At 63.5% G+C, this 18258-nt stretch carries 17 protein-coding genes; 5 read left to right on the top strand and 12 right to left on the bottom strand.

From position 1 onward, the window contains the following. Positions 1-2: 2 nt before the first annotated feature. Both SLT36_RS28060 and SLT36_RS28055 read right to left on the bottom strand, forming a co-directional pair. Positions 3-2330 (bottom strand): bifunctional salicylyl-CoA 5-hydroxylase/oxidoreductase, encoded by a 2328-nt coding sequence (locus tag SLT36_RS28060; protein ID WP_432288873.1) that lies wholly within the window; start codon positions 2328-2330, stop codon positions 3-5. A gap of 174 nt (positions 2331-2504) precedes the next feature. Next, entirely contained in the window at positions 2505-3053 is a 549-nt protein-coding gene (locus tag SLT36_RS28055) for a cysteine hydrolase family protein (RefSeq protein ID WP_432288871.1), read from the bottom strand. Between the two features lie 105 nt (positions 3054-3158). Between SLT36_RS28055 and SLT36_RS28050 the strand changes: the two genes are divergently transcribed. After that, positions 3159-4133 carry a GlxA family transcriptional regulator gene (locus tag SLT36_RS28050; protein WP_432288869.1) on the top strand — a complete coding sequence of 325 codons (975 nt, stop codon included), beginning with the start codon at positions 3159-3161 and terminating at the stop codon, positions 4131-4133. A 46-nt stretch (positions 4134-4179) separates the two neighbouring features. Here SLT36_RS28050 and SLT36_RS28045 read toward each other — a convergent pair whose 3' ends face one another. The 3 genes from SLT36_RS28045 to SLT36_RS28035 all read right to left on the bottom strand — a co-directional run bounded on the left by SLT36_RS28045 (position 4180) and on the right by SLT36_RS28035 (position 6544). After that, on the bottom strand, positions 4180-4704 hold the full coding sequence (locus SLT36_RS28045) for a MarR family winged helix-turn-helix transcriptional regulator (protein WP_182574331.1): 525 nt from the start codon (positions 4702-4704) through the stop codon (positions 4180-4182). 95 nt (positions 4705-4799) lie between these two features. Next, positions 4800-5768, bottom strand: coding sequence for a pyridoxal-phosphate dependent enzyme (locus SLT36_RS28040; protein ID WP_432288867.1), 969 nt, complete (start codon positions 5766-5768; stop codon positions 4800-4802). Further along, positions 5765-6544 carry a GntR family transcriptional regulator gene (locus tag SLT36_RS28035; protein WP_182574333.1) on the bottom strand — a complete coding sequence of 260 codons (780 nt, stop codon included), beginning with the start codon at positions 6542-6544 and terminating at the stop codon, positions 5765-5767. The genes SLT36_RS28040 and SLT36_RS28035 overlap by 4 nt, the downstream gene beginning before the upstream one ends. A 150-nt stretch (positions 6545-6694) precedes the next feature. On the opposite strand from SLT36_RS28035, the gene SLT36_RS28030 reads away from it, so the two are divergent. The 4 genes from SLT36_RS28030 to kynU all read left to right on the top strand — a co-directional run bounded on the left by SLT36_RS28030 (position 6695) and on the right by kynU (position 10781). Continuing rightward, positions 6695-7681: an ABC transporter substrate-binding protein gene (locus SLT36_RS28030; RefSeq protein WP_432288865.1), complete on the top strand. Its 987-nt coding sequence runs from the start codon at positions 6695-6697 to the stop codon at positions 7679-7681. Positions 7682-7806: 125 nt separating this feature from the next. After that, a complete protein-coding gene (locus SLT36_RS28025) occupies positions 7807-8586 on the top strand; it encodes an ABC transporter ATP-binding protein (RefSeq protein WP_182574334.1) in 780 nt (259 codons plus the stop codon). A 5-nt stretch (positions 8587-8591) separates the two neighbouring features. Next, on the top strand, positions 8592-9515 hold the full coding sequence (locus SLT36_RS28020) for an ABC transporter permease (RefSeq protein ID WP_067967752.1): 924 nt from the start codon (positions 8592-8594) through the stop codon (positions 9513-9515). Positions 9516-9533: 18 nt separating this feature from the next. Continuing rightward, entirely contained in the window at positions 9534-10781 is a 1248-nt protein-coding gene (gene kynU / locus SLT36_RS28015; RefSeq protein ID WP_432288864.1) for a kynureninase, read from the top strand. Positions 10782-10827: 46 nt separating this feature from the next. Here kynU and SLT36_RS28010 read toward each other — a convergent pair whose 3' ends face one another. From SLT36_RS28010 to SLT36_RS27980, 7 genes are all read right to left on the bottom strand, one after another. Continuing rightward, positions 10828-11514, bottom strand: a complete 687-nt coding sequence (locus SLT36_RS28010) for an ABC transporter ATP-binding protein (RefSeq protein ID WP_182574337.1) — start codon at positions 11512-11514, stop codon at positions 10828-10830. Then, on the bottom strand, positions 11511-12260 hold the full coding sequence (locus tag SLT36_RS28005) for an ABC transporter ATP-binding protein (RefSeq protein ID WP_067967763.1): 750 nt from the start codon (positions 12258-12260) through the stop codon (positions 11511-11513). Before SLT36_RS28005 ends, SLT36_RS28010 begins: the two co-directional genes overlap by 4 nt. Continuing rightward, positions 12253-13224, bottom strand: a complete 972-nt coding sequence (locus SLT36_RS28000; RefSeq protein ID WP_192320633.1) for a branched-chain amino acid ABC transporter permease — start codon at positions 13222-13224, stop codon at positions 12253-12255. The genes SLT36_RS28005 and SLT36_RS28000 overlap by 8 nt, the downstream gene beginning before the upstream one ends. Positions 13225-13249: 25 nt before the next feature. Further along, positions 13250-14170 carry a branched-chain amino acid ABC transporter permease gene (locus tag SLT36_RS27995; RefSeq protein ID WP_067967767.1) on the bottom strand — a complete coding sequence of 307 codons (921 nt, stop codon included), beginning with the start codon at positions 14168-14170 and terminating at the stop codon, positions 13250-13252. Positions 14171-14438: 268 nt separating this feature from the next. After that, positions 14439-15575, bottom strand: coding sequence for an ABC transporter substrate-binding protein (locus SLT36_RS27990; RefSeq protein ID WP_192320331.1), 1137 nt, complete (start codon positions 15573-15575; stop codon positions 14439-14441). A gap of 44 nt (positions 15576-15619) precedes the next feature. Further along, positions 15620-16456, bottom strand: a complete 837-nt coding sequence (kynA, locus tag SLT36_RS27985) for a tryptophan 2,3-dioxygenase (protein ID WP_432288862.1) — start codon at positions 16454-16456, stop codon at positions 15620-15622. Continuing rightward, positions 16453-18078 carry an AMP-binding protein gene (locus SLT36_RS27980; protein ID WP_154384312.1) on the bottom strand — a complete coding sequence of 542 codons (1626 nt, stop codon included), beginning with the start codon at positions 18076-18078 and terminating at the stop codon, positions 16453-16455. Before SLT36_RS27980 ends, kynA begins: the two co-directional genes overlap by 4 nt. Positions 18079-18258 lie beyond the last annotated feature (180 nt).

Raw genomic sequence — 18258 nt, 5'->3', positions numbered from 1 at the left:
GCTCATGCCTTGCCCGTGGGGGCCGCCGCCGCGGCGCGGGCGAGGTTGTTCACATATTGGGCACGGGCCGAATGATACTGCTTTGGCCAGGCCTGCTCGGCATAGCCGATCTTTGCCGCCTCATGCATGACGAAAGACGGGTCCGCGAGGTGCGGGCGGGCGACGGCGCAGAGATCGGCGCGGCCGGCGGCGATGATCGAGTTGGCGTGATCGGCTTCCGAGATCGCACCCACGGCAATTGTCGGTACCTGGATCTCGTTGCGAATCTTGTCGGAGAAGGGCGTCTGGAACAGGCGGCCATAGACTGGCTGCTCTTCCTTGACCACCTGGCCCGACGAGCAGTCGATCATGTCGGCGCCGGCGTCCTTGAACATCCTGGCGAAGATCGCCGCGTCTTCAGGCGTGTTACCGCCTTCGTACCAGTCATGGGTGGAGAGACGCACCGAGATCGGCTTGTCCTCAGGCCATGCAGCGCGCACGGCGCGAAACACTTCGAGCGGATAGCGGGCGCGGTTCTCGTGGCTGCCGCCATATTCGTCGTCGCGCAGATTGGTCAGCGGCGACAGGAAGGAGGACAGCAGGTAGCCGTGGGCGGCATGCAGTTCGAGGATGTCGAAGCCGAGGTCGCGGGCCCGCTCCGTTGCGCTAACGAAGTCGGCCAGAACGCGATCCATATCCTCGCGGGTCATGGCGCGCGGCATGTCCGAATGCTTGAGATAAGGCAGGGCGGAGGCCGAGATCAGCGGCCAGCCACCTGAGGTTACCGGCTGGTCGATGCCTTCCCAGGCAACCTTGGTCGCGCCCTTGCGGCCGGCATGGCCGATCTGGATGCCGATCTTGGCCGGTGTCTGCTGGTGGACGAAGTCGACCATGCGCTTGAAGGCTTGCGCCTGCTCGTCGTTCCACAGGCCGAGGCAGCCCGGCGTGATGCGCGCGTCTGGCGACACGCAGGTCATCTCCGGGAAGACGAGTGCCGCGCCACCCATGGCGCGTGCGCCGATATGGACGAGGTGGAAGTCGTCGGGCAGGCCGTCGGTGGCCGAATACATCGCCATAGGCGACATCACGATGCGGTTCTTCAGCGTCAGGCCACGAATCGAAAACGGCGTGAACATCGGCGGCGGTACCGAGCCGTTGGGGGCAGGCGACACGCCGGCGCGTTCGGCGAACCAGCGCTCGAAACCTTCCAGCCAGTCCTTGTCGCGCAGGCGCAGATTCTCATGGCTGATGCGCTGCGAGCGGGTCAGCATCGAATACATGAACTGCTCGGGTTCGAGCGTGTCGGCATAACGCGTGCCGACCACTTCGAACCACTCCATGGCGTTGCGCGCCGCATTCTGGATGCGGGCGACGTCGACGCGGCGTACCTCTTCATAGGCTTCGAGCACGGCCGGGATGCTGGCCTTGTCGTGGCCGATGAGGTCGAACTGGCGGGTCAGCTCGATGGCGTCGTCGATGGCAAGCTTCGTGCCGGAGCCGATGGCGAAATGCGCGGTGTGAGCGCTGTCGCCCATCAGGACGACGTGGCTCCGGCCATTGAAGTGGCTCCACTTGTCGCAGATGAGGCGGCCGAAATTCAGCCAGGCCGAGCCGCGCAGATGGCGCGCATTGGTCATCAGCTTGTGGCCTTCGAGCGTCCCGGCAAACAGCTTCTCGCAAAACGCGATCGACTGATCCTGGTCCATCTCGTCGATGCCATGCGCCTTGAACACTTCGTCGGTGGTTTCGACGATGAAGGTCGAGGTGTTGTCGTCGAAACGATAGATGTGCGCCTGGAACCAGCCGTGCTCGGTGCGCTGGAAGTCGAAGGTGAAGGCGTCGAAGCGCTTGTCGGTGCCGAGCCAGATGTAGCGGTTCGGCCGCATCACCATGTCGGGCTTGAAGATGTCGGCATATTTGTGCCGGATGCGCGAGTTCACGCCATCCGACGAGATGATGAGGTCGGCTTCGGGGAAGTCCTGGTCGCCCTGGACGTCGGTCTCGAACACCAGCTCGACGCCGAGCTCGATGCAGCGCTCCTGCAGGATGTTCAGCATCTTTTTGCGGCCGATGCCGACGAAGCCGTGGCCGGTGGTGCGGATCTTGCGACCCTTGAACACCAGCTCGATGTCATCCCAGTGGTTGAAGGCGTCCTCGATGGTCTCGGCAGTGGCCGGGTCCCACTGGCGCATCGACTGCATGGTGGCGTCTGAGAAGACCACACCCCAGCCGAAGGTGTCGAAGGGACGGTTGCGCTCGACGACGGTAACCTGATGCTCGGGGTGCTGCTTCTTCATCAGCAGGGCAAAATAGAGACCGGCCGGTCCGCCACCGATACAGACAATGCGCATGCCGTCCTCCTCCTGAAGCCGTTCGGTCAAGTGGACATGCGTGCCCGACCCTGACCATGGAGGTACCATGGACGCTTTCAAAAAAAACTTCAAGCTTAAAGTTATTTTGGAACTGAACGCAAAAAGGCCCCGGTCGGCGAGCGCGCGACCGGGGCCAGAAGGGGCCTGAATGTACTAGCGCGACAGGTACGTCGTGGTATCCACGATTTCGCCATAGCCGAAGGCGATCGCAGCCATGACGGCGTCGTGGACCTGGGCGGCCGGCACCGTCTTGCCGTTGAACTCGAGATCGCGCGTGGCGCAGGCATCGTGAACGACCGATGTCTTGTAGCCGAAGTCGGCCGCAGCACGGGTGGCGCCTTCGACGCACATGTGGCTCATCGCGCCGATGATGACGACTTCCTCAATGCCCTTGGCGTCGAGCGTCGCCTTGAGGTCGGTCTCGCGAAATGAATTGACGAAGTTCTTGGTGATGACCTTCTCGCCGTCGGCCGGGGCGACGGTGGCGTTGATCTCGATGCCCGGCGTGCCGGGCGCAAAGATCGGAGCGTCAGCGGTCTTCGAGAGATGGCGGACATGGATGACGGTGTCGCCCTTGGCACGTGCCGCCGCGATGATGCGGGCGGCATTTTCAGTTGCCTGTTCGATGCCGACGAGCGGCATGTTCCCGCCCGGGAAATATTCGTTCTGGATGTCGATGGCGATCACCGCGCGTTTGCTCATGTCCCTGATGCCTTTGCTGTTGGGAAGGATATTGCCTGCAGGATGCAATGGATTATGGTGCCGACCCATTGGCGATATCGACATAACAAGGGGTGATTTCGACAAATGCCAAAAGCTGGCGTCATCGAGATCGGGCTGGTGTTGTACCCCGGTGCGCAGATGTCGGCGGTGCTTGGCATGACCGACCTGTTCGAGCTTGCCAACCGCACCGCCAACCGCAAGAGCCATGGTGTGCCGCCAAACCAGCTGCGCGTCAGCCACTGGCGCGCGGACCAGGCGGAGCATGCGCCTCAGCGGGTGTTCGACACCCATCCCGACGCTTCAGGCGTAGCTGAGGTCTATGTCGTGCCGCCGGCGCTCGGCGATCCGATCTCGCGAGAGACTATCGCGTCGCTCGCCGGCTGGCTGCGCCAGCGCCATGGTGCTGGCAGCGTGCTGGCGTCCGTCTGTGCCGGCGCCTTCGTGCTCGGCGAGACCGGGTTGCTGGCCGGGCGGGCGGTGACGACGAACTGGGTCTATGACGAGGCGTTCCGGTCGCGTTTTCCCGGGGCCAGGCTCGACACCGACAGGCTGCTCATCGATGACGGTGACATCATCACCGCCGGCAGCCTGATGGCCTGGACCGACCTGGGTCTTCGACTGGTCGACCGCTTCCTCGGGCCGACCGTGATGATCGAGACCGCCCGGATCCTGGCACTCGATCCTCCCGGACGCGAGCAGCGCTACTACAGCGCCTTTGCGCCGCGGCTCAGCCATGGCGACGCGGCCATCCTCAAGGTGCAGCATTGGTTGCAGGCGGGCGAGGGCAAGGAGCTGAACCTGTCCGTGCTGGCATCGTTGGCTGGATTGGAAGAGCGCACGTTCCTGCGCCGCTTCCAGAAGGCGACCGGGCTGACGACGACCGAATATGGCCAGCGCCTGCGTGTCGGCAAGGCGCGAGAGCTGCTGCAATTCACCACGCAGACGGTCGACAAGGTGGCCTGGGAGGTCGGCTATGGCGATCCTGGTGCTTTCCGAAAAGTCTTTGCTCGCATCGTCGGGCTGACGCCGAGCGATTATCGCGCGAGGTTTCGGGCATAGAGCAATTCAGAAACGCGGTTTTCCGTCAGGAATTGCGTCGAAGAACCTAGCTGCCCTTGGCCAGCGACGCGACGATCGAGCGCTTCAGCTTGCCGAGCTCGTCGAGCAGGATGCCGCCGTCCTTGGCCGACAGAGTGCCGAACAGGTCGCCGATCCAGTCGGCATGGGCGGCCGCCATCTTCTCGAATTCGGCGCGGCCGAAGGGCGTCAGCGCGATGATCTGGACGCGGCGGTCGGTGGGCGAAGTGGTGCGGCTGATGTGGCCGCTCTCGGCCAGCCGCTCGACCAGGACGGTGATGTTGCCCGGCGATACCATCATGCGCTTGGACACCTCGCCCAGCACCATGCCGTCCTGGGCTCGTTCGAGCTGCGCCATCAGGTCGAAGCGGGGCAGGGTGGAATCGAACTCTTCGCGCAGGCGGCGGCGGACCTCTGTCTCAACCAGCGTCGAGCAGGTCAAAAGGCGCAGCCAAAGGCGAAGTTCGGTGCCGTGATCCGCAGGCGCTTCAAGCACCTTGGTCTCGCCGTCCACCCAGCCCTCGGCGCCGGCCGTATCCTTGCGCTCTTCCATCTGTGTCAGGGTCTTTCTTCGCCACGGCCGGCGCGCCGGCTATCCTATCGGGCAATTGTAGTGCCGTTTCGCGCGATAGTACAAGCTTGAAAGGTTCAAGGGACGGGAATGTTGCCGGCGAGCACAGCCGCATAGGCCGCAGCATCGATGTTGCCGCCAGAGATTACGCAGACGATGTTGCCCCTGGCATGTTCGCTGGTCAGCGCCGCAGCCAGCGAAGCTGCCCCCGCGCCCTCGGCGACGACCTTGGACTTGGTGAACAGCAGCCGCATCGCTTCGGTCACCTGCTCCAGGCTGACCTGCACTGCGCCATCGATCAGCTCGCGCGCAACAGGCCACAGTTGCGGCACCAGCGACGGGCCGCCGATGCTCTTGATAAAGGAAGGGCGCGTCTCGATGTCGACGATGCGGCCGGCCGCAAGCGCCGCCGTCACCGGGGCGGCGTTCTCGTCCTCGACGGCGAAGACTTTTGCCTCGGGTCGCAAGGCCTTGACGGCGCTCGCCACGCCCGTGGTCATCGAGCCGCCGCCATAAGGCGTCAGCACGACGTTGACCTCGGGCAGGTCCTCGACAATTTCCATGCCGATGGAGCCGTTGCCCGACAGCACCGCCTGGTCCGTCACCGGGTTGATCAGAAGCTCGGGGAAATCGGGTCGCTCGGCGCCGATGATGTATTGCCACCATGTTTCCATGGAGATGAAGCGGACCTCGCCGCCGAGGCGGCGCACGCCATCGATCTTGGTCTGTGGTGCCCCCGAATACATGTAGGCGGCCATCGGCACGCCGAGCCTGCTGGCGGCCCAGGCCATGCCATAAGCCATGTTGCCGGAACTCGTGGTGGCGACGCCCCGCGCGAGCGTCTCACGGTCGCGCGACAGCAGTGCGTTCAGCGCCGGGCGGAGCTTGAATGCGCCTATGGGAGACAGTGTTTCGAGCTTGAGGAAGATCTGCCGGTCGGGCAAGCCGAGATCGAGGTGGACCATCGGGGTGCGCCGAACATAAGGCGAGATCCGGGCGCGGGCGGCGCTGATCTCGTCCAGAGACGGGCGATAGGGGGCGGTCATTCGGCGGCCGAGGGTGTTCTGAGGCTGCCGGCGCGGGCGGCGTGTCTGCTGCCGCTGTAGTCCTCGGTGTGGACATAGACATGCAGCGTGTAGCCGATGTGATCGATCATCAACGCCTTGGCCTTTTCGAGATCGCGGTCGAGTGCGGCTTCCATCAGGGCGGTGTGCGGTCCGATCGACTGTGCCTCGTTAAGGGCTGCCATTGCCTCTTCGTAGCCCTGCTTCTGGCCTGCGGCCGCGCGCAAGGTTGGTGCTAGTCCTAGGAACCTGTGATGGCGCCGGAGCTGGTCGGAGATTGTCGAACGGAATCGCAACAGCCAGTTCGAGGTTGCGGCGCTCAACAGCGCCGAATGGAACGCCTCGTGCTTTTCGTCCCAATCATCGACGGAGGCGTCGGAAGGATCCTCGACTGCGGTCTTGCAGCGCGACAGGCGGTAATGCGCGGTAACCACAGCCTCTTCCCAGTCGCTGCCACCTTTCTCGATCGATTCCAGCAGAAGGGGCAGTTCGACCACCATCCTGGCTCGCGCCAGATCTTCCAGCTCCTGGCGCGAAACCGAAGCCACGGTGAAACCGCGATTGGAAATCGCCGTCACCAGCCGTTCAGCCTCAAGTCGCGACAATGCCTCGCGCAGCGGCGTCCAACCAACGCCATAGGCCGTGCGCAGGGCGCTCAGCTTAAGCGGAGCTCCCGGCATCAGCCGGGTGGTCAGGATGTCTCGGCGCAGCAGCCGGTAGGCTGCTTCCGTCTTGGTCGAATGCTCGTCATCCTGCATCGTGATCCGTCCCTGTCTCTGCAAAAAATTATATATCATGGTGGCTCATGGCAAGAATAATATATAATGTTTGACAGAGCCCTCCGGACTGCTCATGATTGCCTCCATGCCGCCGCTAGGGGTGTGGCGCAGTCAATCTGGGAGGAATCGATGAGAAACTTGAAATCCGGTCTGATGTCGGGCCTGGTTCTGGCCGGCGCGCTTGCCGTCAGCCTTGGTGCAGCCGTTGCCGACCCGATCAAGATCGGTATCGCCAATTTCGGCGAGCACCCGCAGCTCAACGCCGCCGTCGCCGGCTTCAAGAAGGCGCTGGCTGACAATGGCTATGTCGACGGCAAGGACGTCGTCTTCACCGAAAGCCACACCAATTTTGACGCGTCGCTGGTCCCCCAGATGATCGCCAAGCTGCAGGCCGAACAGCCCAAGCTGATGTACACCGTCACCACCCCGGTGTCGCAGATCGCCAAGAAGGCGCTCGCCGGCTCGGGCATCAACATCGTCTTTTCGGCTGTGACCGACCCGGTCGCCGCCAAGCTGGTCCCGTCGTGGGAAGCCGGCGACGAAGGCATGACGGGTGCTACCGACCTGCAGGACGTCAAGGCGGTGATGGAATTCACCAAGAAGCTGCTGCCGAACGCCAAGCGTTTCGGCGTGCCCTACAATCCGGGTGAAGCCAACGACGTCGCCCTGATCGAGAAGATCAAGGAAGCTGCGCCTGCCGCAGGCTTTGAGGTTGTCGAAGTCGGCATCGACAACGTCAACGACATCCAGCAGCGCATCGCTTCGCTCGCCGGCAAGGTCGACGTGATCTACGGTCCGACCTCGAACCTGATCCAGCCGGCCATCCCGGCCGTTGCCGCTGCCGCCCGCCAGGCCGGCATTCCGGTCGTCAATGCCGACGACAATGCAGTGCGCGACGGTGTCGTGCCTGCCAGCTTCGCGGTGAACTACGAGCAGGTTGGCATCAACGCCGGCAAGATCGCCGCCGAAATCCTGAAGGGCAAGGACCCCAAGACCATCGCGCCGTCGCGCCCGGCCTATGAGGACCATGCCGCGACGATCTCGAAGAAGGCCATGGCTGCCTTCGGCATCGAGATCCCCGCGTCGCTCGCTGATTGCGGCTGCATCGTCGACTAATACTCGACTTCGTCAAAACTGGTAGCGGCGTCTGGCGCATCGGCCCAAGAGGCACGATGCGCAGGTTCAGAAACTTGGAGCGCCCTGGCGCTCCAAGGCGCCGTTACCTTTTCCGGGAGGGACGGATGCTTGAAATCCGATCTGCACGTAAAGTTTTCTACAAGGGCCAGGCCGACGAAAAAGTCGCGCTGGACGGCCTCAGCCTCAAGCTCGCCACCGGTGAATTCGGCGTCGTCATCGGCTCCAACGGTGCCGGCAAGAGCAGCATGCTCAATGCCATTTCGGGGGCGCTGGTGCTCGATTCCGGCCAGATCCTGATCAATGGTGACGACGTCACCGGCATGCCCGTTCACAAGCGCGCCATTCGCCTGGCTCGCGTTTTCCAGGATCCGATGAAAGGCACCGCCGCCTCGATGACGGTCGCCGAAAACATGCTGCTCGCAGATCTGCGCAGCAAGAAACGTACCTTGCGCCAGGGGCTCAATGCTTCACGTCTCGCGGCCTACAAGGAGCGTCTGGCACTTCTCGGCCTCGGTCTCGAAAATCGCCTGGACACCCGCGTCGAACTGCTTTCGGGGGGGCAGCGCCAGTCGCTGTCGCTGATCATGGCGGTCGGCGGCTCTCCGGATCTGCTGTTGCTCGACGAGCATACCGCGGCGCTCGATCCGCGCACCGCCGACATCGTCATGCAGGCGACCGTGCGCGCCGTCGATGCCCTGAAGCTCACCACGCTGATGGTGACGCACAACATGCAGCATGCCGTCGATTTCGGTCACAGCGTCATCATGCTCGACGCCGGCAAACTTCGGCTCGAAATCTCCGGCGAGGAAAAGGCCAAGGTTACGGTTGTCGACCTGATCGGCCATTTCTCGGTGAAAACCGACCGCATGTTGTTGGCGAGCTGATCATCATGGACTTTATCCAGACCGTTTTCACGAGCTTCGTCTCGCTCATTCCCGTCACCCTGGCGCAGAGCCTGATCCTGGCATTTGTCGTGCTTGGCATCATGATTCCGTTCCGTACCCTAAATTTCCCCGACCTCACCAGCGAAGGCGCATTCCCACTCGGCGGCTGCGTCTGCGGCGTGCTTCTGGCGGCTGGTGCTTCTCCGCTGACGGCGCTTGCAGTGGCGCTGATCGCCGGTTTCCTCGCCGGCTGCTGCACCGCCTTCATCCACCTGCGCTTCCGCATCCACACACTGCTCGCTGGCATCCTGATGATGACGATGCTGTACAGCATCAACCTGCGCATCATGGGCAAGTCGAACCTGTCCGTGTTCGGCGCGCCGACGGTTTTCGACTGGGCGCCCTTCGTCCAGCCCGGCTTTCCGGCCGCCAAGATCATCGTTGCCGGCCTCATTGGCGCGATCGTCTTCATCCTGCTCAACATGTTCTTCAAGACCGAGAAGGGCACCGCGATCCGCGCCGTCGGCGCCAATCCCGACATGGCCGAAGCGCAAGGCATCAATGTCTGGGTCGCCACCATCGGCGGCGTCGGCCTCGCCAGTGCGTTCTCGGCGACCAGCGGTGCGCTGATGGTGCAGAGCCAGGGCTTTGCCGACGTCAATATGGGCCTCGGCATCCTGATCAACGGCCTTGCCGCGCTGATGATCGGCGAAGCCATCGTCGGCAAGCAGACTGTGCTGCGCCAGCTCGCTGCCCCGTTCGTCGGCGCTGTCGTCTACTACCAGCTGGTCTCGTTCTGTCTTGCCGCCGGCATGCCGCCCCCCGACCTGAAGCTCGCCACCGGCCTGTTCGTGCTCGCCATGCTGGCACTTCCAAGCCTGCGTCGCAGCCGGGGCCCGGCACAAGCACGCGAAACCATCCGCGAATAAGCAAGGATAGCCCGCATCATGACTGCATTTCCCGATCTCGCCGCTGTCGAGGCGATGGACGCTGCCGACCCGCTGCGCTCGATGCGTGATCGCTTCATCCTGCCGGAAGGAGTGATCTATCTCGACGGCAACTCTCTGGGCGCCGCGTCGCATGCTGCCTTCAGCGAGCTCCAGGCAGCTGCCTCCAAAGAGTGGGGGCAGGATCTGATCCGCGCCTGGAACACCGCCGGCTGGTTCGACATGCCGACCGAGCTGGGCGACCGCATCGGCCGCCTGATCGGTGCTGCACCTGGCCAGACGGTTGTCTGCGACACTACGTCGACCAACATCTACAAGGTGCTGCATGCAGCCCTTGCGATGCGACCCGACCGTTCGGTCATCGTCGCCGAAGGCAACAGCTTCCCGACCGATCTCTACATGGCGGAAGGCGTTGCCTCGACGCGGGCCGGTGCCGTGCTCCGGCTCGAGGGCGTCGATGCGCCAAGCATCGAAGAGCTGATCAACGACAAGGTTGCGGTGGTTCTCGTCAACCACGTCAACTACAAGTCGGGCGAGCTGCGCGACATGGCGGCGCTGACCAGAAAGGCCCAGGCGGCAGGTGCCCTGATCGTCTGGGATCTCTGCCACTCGGCAGGTGCCCTGCCGGTTGATCTCGACGGTGCCAATGTCGATTTCGCCGTTGGCTGCACCTACAAGTATATCAATGGCGGTCCCGGCGCCCCGGCCTTCATTTACGCCGCCACGCGTCACCTCGCCGACGTTCAGCAACCGCTGAGCGGCTGGTGGGGACATGCCAGACCCTTCGCCTTCGAGCAGGGTTATGCGGCGGACGCCGGCATTCGCCGGTTCCTGTGCGGTACCCAGCCGATCCTGACCATGCGGGCGCTCAAGGGCGCGCTCGATGACTGGGACAACGTCGACATGGCAGCGCTGCGCAAGAAAAGCATTGCCCTGACCGACCTGTTCATCCAACTGGTAGAGGCCAGGTGCGGCGCCTACGGCCTCAAGCTGGAAAGCCCGCGCGACGGCACGAAGCGCGGCAGCCAAGTCTCGTTCGAGCACGACAACGCCTATGCCATCATGCAGGCGCTGATCGCGCGCGGCGTCATTGGCGACTTCCGCGCACCGGCTACGGTGCGCTTCGGCTTTACGCCGCTCTATGTCGGCTTCAAGGACGTCTGGCAGGCGGTCGAGATCCTCGAAGACATCATGCGGACCGGCGCCTGGAAGGAAGCCCGTTTTGCCGTCAAGTCGGCAGTGACCTGATCTCAGGTCGAATGGAAACGAAAAGGGCGGCAGATGCCGCCCTTTTTCATACACCGAGATAGCGGTCCTGGATGTCAGGCGTCAGCCGGTCCGGCGTGCCTTCGAATACGGTCACGCCCTTCTCCAGCACGAAGCAGCGGTCGGCCACCGGCAGCAGCTCCGACAGCGTCTTGTCGACAACCAGGATCGACTGACCCGCAGCCTTGAGCTTGCGGATCGCCGCCCAGATGTCCTGACGGATGACGGGTGCAAGACCCTCGGTCGCCTCGTCCAGAATGAGCAGGCTGGGATTGGTCATCAGCGCGCGGCCAATCGCCAGCATCTGCTGTTCGCCGCCCGAGAGCGTGTTGGCATACTGGTCGCGGCGTTCGCCGAGGCGTGGAAACAGCTCGACGACTTTTTCCAGTGTCCACTCGCTGCCGCGCGCTGCGGCAAGCAGGTTTTCCAGAACGGTCAGGTTGGGAAAGCAGCGCCGTCCCTCCGGAACCAGACCCAGGCCGAAGCGGGCGATGCGATGTGGACGCATGCCGGCGACCTGGCGGCCGGCGAAGCTGATTGAACCGGAGCGCGGCTTCGCCAGGCCGAGAATGGAGTTGATCGTCGTCGTCTTGCCCATGCCGTTGCGGCCCATGAGCGCCACGACCTCGCCCTCCTTGACGTCGAGCGAGACGCCGAAGAGCGCCTGCGATGCGCCGTAGAAGGTTTCGACGCCTTTGAGTTCGAGCAGGCTCACGCGGCTTCTCCGAGATAGGCCCGGCGGACTTCGGGGTCGTTGCGGATCTGGTCGACAGTGCCGGTGGCAATGACGCGGCCGTAGACAAGCACGGAGATTCGGTCGGCGAGGGCGAAGACGGCATCCATGTCGTGCTCGACCAGCAGGATCGGCGCTTCATGGCGCAGACCGTCGAGGAATCTGGTCAGCGCTTTCGAGCCCTCCGGACCCATGCCGGCCATCGGTTCGTCGAACAGGAAGGCCTTTGAACCGAGCGCCAGCGCAATTGCGATCTCGAGCTGACGGCGTTCGCCATGCGACAGCTCGGCAGCGGGCAGGTGGGCGCGTCCGGCGAGACCGACGCGCTCCAGCATCGCCATTGCCGGTTCGGTCAGGCTCTTGTCGCTCATGACAGGGCGCAAGAATCGGAAGCTCGTGCCCTGGCGTGCCTGCACCGCCAGCATGACGTTGCGCAGGGCGGAAAACTCCTGCGCCAGCGACGAGATCTGAAAGCTGCGGCCGAGGCCGAGACGGGCGCGCGCGGCCATGTCGAGCCCGGCCATGTCCTGGCCGAGGAAGCGGATGCTGCCGCTGTCCGGCCGCAACGAGCCGGAAATCTGGTGGATCAGCGTGCTCTTGCCGGCGCCGTTGGGCCCGATCAGCGCGTGGATTTCGCCGGGCCTGAGTTCAAGGCTGACGCCATCTGTCGCCTTCAGGGCGCCGAAGGTCTTGCGGAGGTCGCGGATTTCGAGGATCGGCTCAGCCATGACGCGCCTTTCCGGCCAGCAGGCCGAGCAGCCCGCCGCGGGCAAACAGAACGACACCGAGCAGGATCAACCCAAGGAAGAACTGCCAGCGTTCGGTGATGCCGCCAAGGGCGAATTCGAACAGGACATAGAGCATGGCCCCGGCGACGGGTCCGAACAACCGGCCCTTGCCACCCAGGATGATCAGCACGATCAGTTCGCCCGACATATGCCAGGACAGCATGGAGGGGCTGACGAATTTGTTGAGGTCGGCAAACAGCGCGCCGGCGAGGCCGGTGACCATTGCCGAGATCGCGAAGGCAACCAGCCTGATGTTGAATGGAGCGATGCCGACAGCGGACAGCCGCGTTGCGTTCTGCCGGGCCGCCTGCAAGGACGCGCCGAAGCGCGAGCCGCGCAGCAGCCAGAACAGACCGAGCGCCAGCATCAGAACTGCATAGCAGATCAGGAAATAGGACAGCGGCTGGGCGGTGTTCACACCGGGGAATTCGTTGCGCACATAGATCGAAAGCCCGTCCTCGCCACCATAGGCCGGCCAGGACACGGCGAAATAATAGATCATCTGCGCGAAGGCGAGCGTGATCATGATGAAGTAGACGCCCGCGGTGCGCAGGCTGATGGCGCCGATCGGCAAGGCGATCAGGCCGCAGACGAGAACCGCGACGAGCCAGATGATGGGCATCGATGCGGTGCCGGGGATACCGGCGAACAGCGGCACGCCGTCAAAGGCATGGGTGGCGAGGATACCGGCAGCATAGCCGCCGAGGCCGAAGAAGGCGGCGTGGCCAAACGACACCAGCCCGCCAAGGCCAAGTGCGATGTTGAGGCCGACGGCGGCGAGCGCCAGGATGGCGATGCGCGTTGCGAGCGTGATGTAGAACGGCTCGCCCATCGTCTGCGCCACCAGCGGCAAGCCGAGCAAAAGCAATGCGAGGCTGACGTTGACGATGGTTTCGGGGGTCATGATGGGTGCGTTGGTCATGACGTCCTCACGACTGCGTCGCAAACAGGCCGCTAGGCCTGAAGGCAAGGATGAGCGCCATGACGATGTAGATCAGCATCGAGGCAAGTGCTGCACCTATCGGGCCGGCCTGGGCGGCGGGGATCATCAGCGCCAGAGCCTTGGGCAGCAGGAAACGCCCCATGGTATCGACGACGCCGACCAGGATGGCGCCGAACAAGGCGCCCTTGATCGAGCCGATTCCACCGATGACGATGACCACGAAGGCGAGGATCAGCGCCGGCTCGCCCATGCCGACCTGCACCGACTGCAATGCGCCGACGAGCGCGCCGGCAAGACCGGCCAGTGCAGCGCCAAGTGCGAAGACGACGGTGTAAAGGGTGCGGATATCGACGCCGAGTGCGGCGATCATCTCGCGGTCGGACTCGCCGGCGCGGATACGCATGCCGAGCCGCGTCCGCGAGATCAGCACATACAGGCCCAGTGCTACCACGACACCGACGCCGATGATGGCGAGACGGTAGAGCTGGTACTGGCCGCCGCCGGGCAGGGGGACTGCGCCTTGCAGCAGCGGCGGAATGTCGAGATAGAGCGGGAACGAGCCGAACAGCCAGCGCGTGCCTTCGGAAAAGATCAGGATCAGCGCGAATGTCGCCAGCACCTGGTCGAGATGGTCGCGGTCATAGAGACGGCGTATGACCGTCACTTCGATGATTGCGCCGGCCGCTGCCGCAGCAACGAGGCTCGCCGCCAGGCCGATCCAGAACGAGCCGGTGGCAGCCGCGACCGCAGCACATGCGAAGGCGCCGATCATGTAGAGCGATCCATGGGCGAGGTTGATCAGGCCCATGACGCCGAAGATCAGCGTCAGGCCGGCGGCCATGAGGAACAGCATCACCCCGAGCTGCAGCCCGTTGAGAAGTTGCTCGAGGAGCAGTGCTATGGACAAGGGGACGCTTTCGCTGGCTGGATTGTCGTTTCAGTGTGGCGGGACGCCTGCAACTCTTCAAATGCGCCGCTGAGGGAATTCGACCCCCACTCCGGGTTGCTTCGCAAACCACCTCTCCCCCGTTCGACGGTGGAGAGGAAAAGCCGCTGCGGCTTGGCTCCTTTCCTCTCCCCTTATGAGGAGGAGAGGTGCCGAGCGCCGCGAGGCGGAGTGGGGGTCGGACGCTTCGTTTCAAGGCTGGCCTGCAACGAGCGGGCCTGAACCCATCCTACATCTTGCACTGGTCGGCGTAGGCGTCCTTGTGGTGCTCGAAGGCAGTGGCGACGATCTTGTTGGTCAGCACGTCGCCCTCCTTGATCACTTCACGCACGTAGATGTTCTGCACCGGGTGGTTGTTGGTGTTGAAGGTGAACTCGCCGCGCACCGACTTGAAATCGGCGGCCTTGAGTGCTGCGCGGAAGGCATCCTTGTCCTTGACGCTGGCCTTGCCGAGCGCCGAGAGGATCAGGTTTGCCGTATCCCAGCTCTGGGCGGCATAGACCGAGGGCAAGCGCTTGTATTCGGCCTGGAAGGCCTCGACGAACTGCTTGTTGGCCTCGTTGTCGAGATCCTTGGACCAGCTCGCCGAGTTCTTGACGCCGAGGGCTGCGTCGCCGACCGCCGGCAGTATGTCCTGGTCGAAGGAGAAGCCCGGGCCCATGACCGGAATGTTCACGCCCGACTGGGCGTACTGCTTCATGAACGAGATGCCCATGCCGCCGGGCAGGAAGAAGAACACCGAGTCGGCGCCGGAATCGCGGATCTGGGCGATCTCGGCGGCGTAGTCGGTCTGGCCGACCTGGGTGTAGACTTCGCCGGCCAACTCGCCCTTGTAATAGCGCTTGAAGCCGGTCAGCGAATCCTTGCCGGCCGGATAGTTGGGCGCGAGGATGAAGGTCTTCTTGTAGTCCTTGTTGGCGTACTGGCCCATCGCCTCGTGGAAATTGTCGTTCTGGTAGGCGACGTTGAAATAATTCTTGTTGCACTTGGCGCCGGCGAGCGCCGACGGGCCGGCGTTGGGCGACAGGTAGATGACGTCCTGCGCCACAGCGTTAGGCACCACGGCCATTGCGAGGTTCGACCAGATGATGCCGGTCAACAGGTCGACCTTGTCGCTCTGGATCATTTTTTCGGCGAGCTGGACGGCGATCTCGGGCTTCTGGGCATCGTCCTCGACGACCAGTTCGACATCCTTGTTGCCGGACTGCTTCATGGCCAGCGCAAACGCGTCGCGCATGTCGACGCCGAGGCCCGCACCGCCGCCCGAAAGCGTGGTGATGACGCCGATCTTCACCGGTTCGGCATAGGCAAGGCCGGATGCCGCCAACGAGAGGCCGAAAATTCCTGCCGCAATGATTTTCTTCATTAGGTTACTCCTCCCAAGTGTTCCTGATTATTTGATTTGAAGTCCTAGAGCCGGGTGCGAACTTTCCAGAGTTCGGGAAACAGTTCAACCTCTAGCATCTTCTTCAGATACGAGGCGCCAGACGTGCCGCCGGTGCCGCGTTTCATACCGATGATACGCTCGACCGTGGTGACATGGTTGAAGCGCCAGCGCCGGAAGTAATCCTCGAAATCGACAAGCTTCTCGGCGAGCTCGTAGAACATCCAGTAGCGTTGCGGATCGCGATAGATCGCCTGCCAGGCGACGAGCACTTCTTCGCTTTCGCTGCGCGTTTCGCGCCAGTCGGTGCGCTTGCCGTCGGCGCCGATATCGAAGCCGTTGCGACCAAGCAGCAGGATCGCCTCGTCATAGAGCGAAGGCTGGGCGAGAACCGCCTTGAGCTTTTCGCTGAGTTCGGGCTGGTGGGCGTGCGGGCGCAACATGGCTGTGTTGCGGTTGCCGGCCATGAACTCGATGGCGCGATACTGCCAGGACTGGAAACCCGAGGACTGCCCGAGCGAGTCGCGAAATTCGGTGTATTCGCTCGGCGTCATCGTCCTGAGCACATCCCAGGCGCTGTTGAGCTGCTCGAAGATGCGCGACACGCGGGTCAGCATCTTGAACGAGGGCTCAAGCTTGTCGGCACGAATCGAGCGGATCGCCGAGCCGATCTCGTGCAAAGCGAGCTTCATCCACAGCTCGGACGTCTGATGCTGGATGATGAACAGCATCTCGTCATGGGCGGTCGACAGCGGCGCCTGAGCGTCGAGGATCTTTTCGAGATGCAGATAATCGCTGTAGGACATGCGGTCCTTGAACGACATCTGCGCGCCCTCGACGGAGGGATCGTAAGGCTTGCTCAATTCATCTTCTCCGCACGCAACCGGAAGCGCTGGATCTTGCCGGTCTGGGTCTTGGGCAGGGCGTCGATGAACTTCACCGAGCGCGGGTATTTGTAAGGCGCGATCGTTGCCTTGACGTGATCCTGAAGGCGCTTGACGGTCGCGGCGTCGGCGGCGACGCCGGCAACCAGCACGACATAGGCCTCGACGATCTGGCCGCGTTCGCTGTCAGCCGCGCCGATGACGGCGCATTCGGCGACTTCGGGGTGCGAGAACAGGGCGGCTTCAACCTCGGGACCGGCGATGTTGTAGCCGGCGCTGACGATCATGTCGTCGGAACGCGCGGCGAAGTGGAAGAAGCCGTCGGTGTCCTGGATGAAGGCATCGCCGGTCAGGTTCCAGCCGTCGCGGACATATTCGAGCTGCCTGTCATCGGACATGTAGCGGCAGCCTGTCGGGCCACGCACGGCAAGCTTGCCGACAGTGCCGCGTGGCACCTCGTTCATGTCGCCGTCGACGACCCGCGCTTCATAGCCGCCGACCGGCTTGCCGGTGGAGGCGGGTTTCATGTCCTCGAAGCGGTTGGAGATGAAGATATGCAGCATCTCGGTGGCGCCGATGCCGTCGAGGATCGGCTTGCCCGTCTTGGCCAGCCATTCCTCGAACACCGGTCCGGGCAAGGTCTCGCCGGCAGAGACCGCGACGCGCAGCGACGACAGGTCGGCGCCTTCGTCCATGGCCTTCAGCATGGCGCGATAGGCGGTCGGCGCGGTGAACGAGATCGTCGCCTTGTAGGTCTCGATGATGTGGATCATGTTCGGCGGCGTTGCCTGCTCGAGCAGGGTCGCGGCCGCGCCGAAGCGCAATGGGAAAATGGCCAGGCCGCCAAGACCGAAGGTGAAGGCCAGCGGCGGCGAGCCGACGAAGACGTCGTCGGAGGTGACCGAAAGCACCTCCTTGGCATAGGCGTCGGCGATGATCAGCAGGTCGCGATGGAAATGCATCGTCGCTTTCGGCACGCCCGTGGTGCCCGAGGTGAAGCCGAGCAGGGCGACGTCGTCGCGGCCGGTCTTGACCGCTTCGAAGATGACGGATTTGTCGAGCGCGACCCGGTCGAGTTCGGCGTCATGGTTGGCGGTGCCGTCGAAGCCGATCACCTTGGTCAGGAAGGCGCTGTCCTTGGCGCAGGCGATCATCTCGTCCATCAGGCGCGTGTCGCAAAGTGCTATGGTAATCTCTGCCTTGTCGACGATCTTGGCGAGCTCTCCGGCGCGCAGCATAGGCATGGTGTTGACGACGACAGCGCCTGCCTTGGTCGCGGCCAGCCAGCAGGCGACCATGGCCGGGTTGTTGGCCGAGCGGATCAGCACCCGATTGCCGGGCTTGACGCCGTAGTTCTCGACCAGCGCATGCGCCAGCCGGTTGGTCCAGTCGGACAGCTCCTTGTAAGTGCGGCGGCGGCCGTTGCCGATCAGGGCGGTGTGGTCGCCCAGGCCTTTTTCGACCAGGCGATCGGTCAGTTCGACGGCGGCATTGAGATGCTCGGGATAGTCGAAGCCATCGAGTAGAAACGCCGGCCACTGCTCCTGAGGTGGCAGGTTATCGCGCGTGAAGGTGTCGATATGCGCTGACGGTCCAAGCATTCTGCGGCTGTCCCCTACCTGCTCATCGGCATGGCGGACGCCATGCGTGCGTTGGAATGCGTTACTTCGGGGGAAGGTGCTGCGCCGCAACAGGTAGCCGTTCGGCACAAGCCGCGGCTATGCGCGATCGACATGCGATCGGCGTCTGGCACAGCGAGACCTCCCACGTTCTCGACTGAT

It is taken from the genome of Aminobacter sp. BA135, assembly GCF_050859125.1.
Taxonomy (GTDB): domain Bacteria; phylum Pseudomonadota; class Alphaproteobacteria; order Rhizobiales; family Rhizobiaceae; genus Aminobacter; species Aminobacter ciceronei.
Note: the sequence above shows the minus strand (reverse complement) of the source record. Positions and strands in the feature narration are given on the sequence as shown.

Excerpts from the sequence above, each read along its gene's own strand:
- SLT36_RS28055 (WP_432288871.1), bottom strand. The coding sequence starts at position 3,053 with ATGAGCAAACGCGCGGTGATCGCCATCGACATCCAGAACGAATATTTC.
- SLT36_RS28030 (WP_432288865.1), top strand. The coding sequence starts at position 6,695 with ATGAGAAACTTGAAATCCGGTCTGATGTCGGGCCTGGTTCTGGCCGGC.
- SLT36_RS27990 (WP_192320331.1), bottom strand. The coding sequence starts at position 15,575 with ATGAAGAAAATCATTGCGGCAGGAATTTTCGGCCTCTCGTTGGCGGCA.
- SLT36_RS28035 (WP_182574333.1), bottom strand. The coding sequence starts at position 6,544 with ATGCAGGATGACGAGCATTCGACCAAGACGGAAGCAGCCTACCGGCTG.
- SLT36_RS28060 (WP_432288873.1), bottom strand. The coding sequence starts at position 2,330 with ATGCGCATTGTCTGTATCGGTGGCGGACCGGCCGGTCTCTATTTTGCC.
- SLT36_RS28045 (WP_182574331.1), bottom strand. The coding sequence starts at position 4,704 with ATGGAAGAGCGCAAGGATACGGCCGGCGCCGAGGGCTGGGTGGACGGC.
- SLT36_RS28050 (WP_432288869.1), top strand. The coding sequence starts at position 3,159 with ATGCCAAAAGCTGGCGTCATCGAGATCGGGCTGGTGTTGTACCCCGGT.
- SLT36_RS27980 (WP_154384312.1), bottom strand. The coding sequence starts at position 18,078 with ATGCTTGGACCGTCAGCGCATATCGACACCTTCACGCGCGATAACCTG.
- SLT36_RS28025 (WP_182574334.1), top strand. The coding sequence starts at position 7,807 with ATGCTTGAAATCCGATCTGCACGTAAAGTTTTCTACAAGGGCCAGGCC.
- kynU (WP_432288864.1), top strand. The coding sequence starts at position 9,534 with ATGACTGCATTTCCCGATCTCGCCGCTGTCGAGGCGATGGACGCTGCC.
- SLT36_RS28020 (WP_067967752.1), top strand. The coding sequence starts at position 8,592 with ATGGACTTTATCCAGACCGTTTTCACGAGCTTCGTCTCGCTCATTCCC.
- SLT36_RS28005 (WP_067967763.1), bottom strand. The coding sequence starts at position 12,260 with ATGGCTGAGCCGATCCTCGAAATCCGCGACCTCCGCAAGACCTTCGGC.
- SLT36_RS28040 (WP_432288867.1), bottom strand. The coding sequence starts at position 5,768 with ATGACCGCCCCCTATCGCCCGTCTCTGGACGAGATCAGCGCCGCCCGC.
- SLT36_RS28000 (WP_192320633.1), bottom strand. The coding sequence starts at position 13,224 with ATGACCCCCGAAACCATCGTCAACGTCAGCCTCGCATTGCTTTTGCTC.